Here is a 3,200-nt window from a genome sequence, read left to right as displayed (position 1 = left end):
CCTGTTCCCGGGACCCAGGTGCGACGGTTCATCACCGCAGGCAGAAGGTCTCCGCGTTGGTACGGAAGACGGCGTCCACGTACTCCTTCCCGGTTGAGCGCAACCAATGCACTGCGCAGGTAGCCGTTGTCCTCGACCGGCGGATGAGCCGGGTCGATGATGCGCAGGCGGGTGCCGAAGAGTGCCGTCAGTCCAGGGTGATCGTGCCCTGGGCGATGCCCACGACCGCGGCGACGGCGGCGACCAGCACGATTGCGACGACGACCCACTCGAAAGCGTTGAAGATCCGGCCGTGGTTGCGGATCCGGGTCAGCACGTAGATCACCATGCCCGGCACGACCAGCACCATGCCGAGCAGCACGAACTTCGGGTCGGCGGCGTAGAACAGCCACAGCGAATACAGGACGCCCACTGCGGCGATCACCGCGTGCAGCGCATTGGTCCGGCGGGAGACGGCCGGGCCGTCGAGGTTGAACAGGCGTCCGGCGTCCGGATGCTGCAGACCACTGCCCTTCGTGGAGAGCAGCAGCAGGTACAGCGCACCGAAGAGGTAGGGGATGAGGTACAGCGAGGTCGCGAGCTGCACCATCGTCGTGTACGCGGACTCGTTGAGGAAGAACACGACGATGAACAGCTGGATGACGCAGGCCGACACCAACTGGGCGATGACCGGCGCGCCGTTCGGGTTGATCTCGCCCAGCCGCTTCGGCAGCAGTTCATCCTGCGCCATCATCGTGATCGGCTCGGCGCACAGCATCTGCCAGGAGACGTAGGCGCCCAGCACGGACAGCGCCAGGCCGACGGAGATCAGTGCCCCACCCCACGGTCCCACGACGATCTCCAGCACTTCCGCCAGGGAGTTGTCGCCCATCTGCGCCAGCTCGTCGCGCGGGACCACGCCGTAGGACAGGAAGCTGACGAGGACGAGCAGGAGGAAGACCGCCAGGAAGCCCAGCAGCGTGGCCAGGGAGACGTCCCGCCGGGTCTTCGCCCGGCGCGAGTACGCCGAGGCTCCCTCCACCCCGATGAACGCCCACACGGTGAACAGCATCATGCCCTGGACCTGGGTGGACAAGCTGGCGGTGTGGTCGCCGGCACCGGTGCCGTCCTCGCCGAAGGTGGCGAGGCGTCCCCAGAAGTCCGCGGTGAAGACCTCCGGGTGGAAGCCGATGAACGCGACGATGATGAGGAAGGCGAGGATGGGCAGCAGTTTCGCGGCGGTGGTCACGATGTTGAGCAGCGCGGCCTGCCGGACGCCACGGGCCAGCACCCCGAAGATGACCCAGGTCATCACGGAGACACCGATGGCGTTGACCAGCGGGTGTGAGCCGTCGAAGACGGGGATGAAGTACCCGACCGCGGTGAAGAACAGGGTGGCGTAGCCGACCTGCGCGATGATGGACGCCAGCCAGTAGCCCCAGCCGGAGACGAAGCCGACGAAATCGCCGAGGCCGGCGCGGACGTAGCTGTACACGCCCGAATCGAGGTGCGGTTTGCGCTGTGCCAGGGACTGGAAGACGAAGGCGATGCACAGCATCCCCACGCCGGTGATGAGCCAGCCGATGACGGCGGCACCCGGGGAGGCGACGCTCGCCACGTTCTGAGGCAGGGCGAAGATACCTGATCCGACACACGCGCCGAGGATCAGCGATATGAGGGTCGGCAGGCGGACGGTGTCGTTGCGCGCGCCTGCGGCGGGGGAGGAGCCTGCGGCGGTGGCGGTCGGGGCAGTGGTCACGGCCGGTTACCTTAGTGCCGTCGGTTTCCGGTCACCTAACGCCGGACGCCGGGTCGGGCCGGTGGGGTGTCAAAGTTCGGGTGGTGGCGGTTGGAACGGGGCGGAACAGTGGTGGAACCGGGATTATCCGCCGGTGTCTACGACTGGCGGAGGTGTTCGCGCAGACCGGGGATCGCGAAGCCGACGTAGCCACGGCCCGCCGGTTGCACCAGACCGGCGTCGATGAGCCGGGAGCGGTAGTTGCTGACGGTGTTCTTCCGGTCGCCGAGGCGCTGCCCGATGTCGGCGGTCGAGGACGGTCCGTCATCCTCTGCCATGGCTCGCAGGAACTCCAGATCCTTGGGGGAGGTGGTGGCCAGGGCGGCGTCGATGACCATGCGGTTGTTTCTCCGGTGGGCGGCGGCAAGGGCGATGTCGAGGTCCTCTGCGGTCAGTGATCTGTCGACGGACTCCGCCATCTGCCAGACGTGGTAGCCGACGAGCTGGATGAGGAAGGGGTAGCCGGCGGTGGCTTCGGCGGCCGCCCGGACCAGTGGGGGATCGACCGGGTGGGGGAGTGCCGAGAACTCCTGGAGGTAGGACGCCTCGACCTCGTCGATGGCGGCGGCGTGCAGGTCAAGTCGGTCGGCACGACGGAGAAACGTCGCCACGCCCTCATTGAGCAGGTCGGAGACTGCGGCCGGGAGCCCCGCGAACACCAGGGCCACGGGCAGGCGTTCCCGGATGAAGTGCTGGACGACGGCCGCCAGCTGCGCGAGTTCATTCCGGTCCGCCCCATGGATCTCATCGAGGGTGATGAGCAGACCGGTGCTGTTCCCGTCCAGGACGCGCAACAGGTTTTCACCGATCTGCCGCCACCCGAGCTGTTGAGCGGGAGGGAGCTGGGTGGTGATGGAGAATCCGGCGGCGCTGAGTCCGGTGATCTTCCGTCCTGTGGGGCCGCCGCCCAACTCGTCGGTGAGGGAGCGCATGGCTTCGCCGATGCGTCCGAGGAATCCCGGGGTGGCGGTTTCGGAGACGACCGCCCAGCCTGTCGACCGTGCGGCGTCCTCGGCCTCGCCCAGCATCACGGTCTTCCCGATCCCACGGGCTCCGGTGAAGATGGTGAGTAGTCCGGGCGCACCCGATCTGATCTGCAGTCCGTAGATGAACTCGTCGAGCAGGCCTGCCCTGCCCACCAGGTGGGGTGGCTCTGCTCCTGCGGAGGGGCGGAACGGATTCTGCGGGACTGTCGGCACGGTGCGACCTCCTGTGTACATCTGTGTACCTTGTGTACTTCAGTGTACTTTGTGTACCTCTGTGTACAAGGCCCCGTCGGCGGTCACTCCTCAGTGGTCCCGGGCCAGGTCACGCAGGGTGCGGAAGATGGCGGCCCCGTCGACACCGAGGCCGTTGTGCTCCCACCGGTTCGTCACATGGGGACGCAGCCCGCCGATGTGGGACGCCGTCTCCATCGACAGCT

2 protein-coding genes are annotated in these 3,200 nt (G+C 67.2%); both read right to left on the bottom strand.

The window, feature by feature from the left end:
- Window positions 1–187 precede the first annotated feature (187 nt).
- The gene (locus QZV72_RS04760) at window positions 188–1,738 is read right to left on the bottom strand and encodes a basic amino acid/polyamine antiporter (protein ID WP_297005871.1); all 1,551 of its coding nucleotides are present in this window, start codon (window positions 1,736–1,738) and stop codon (window positions 188–190) included.
- 137 nt (window positions 1,739–1,875) lie between these two features.
- Window positions 1,876–2,976, bottom strand: coding sequence for an ATP-binding protein (locus QZV72_RS04755; protein ID WP_297005869.1), 1,101 nt, complete (start codon window positions 2,974–2,976; stop codon window positions 1,876–1,878).
- Between the last annotated feature and the right edge of the window lie 224 nt (window positions 2,977–3,200).

The organism is uncultured Corynebacterium sp. (genome assembly GCF_902782855.1).
GTDB lineage: Bacteria > Actinomycetota > Actinomycetes > Mycobacteriales > Mycobacteriaceae > Corynebacterium.
Note: the sequence above shows the minus strand (reverse complement) of the source record. Positions and strands in the feature narration are given on the sequence as shown.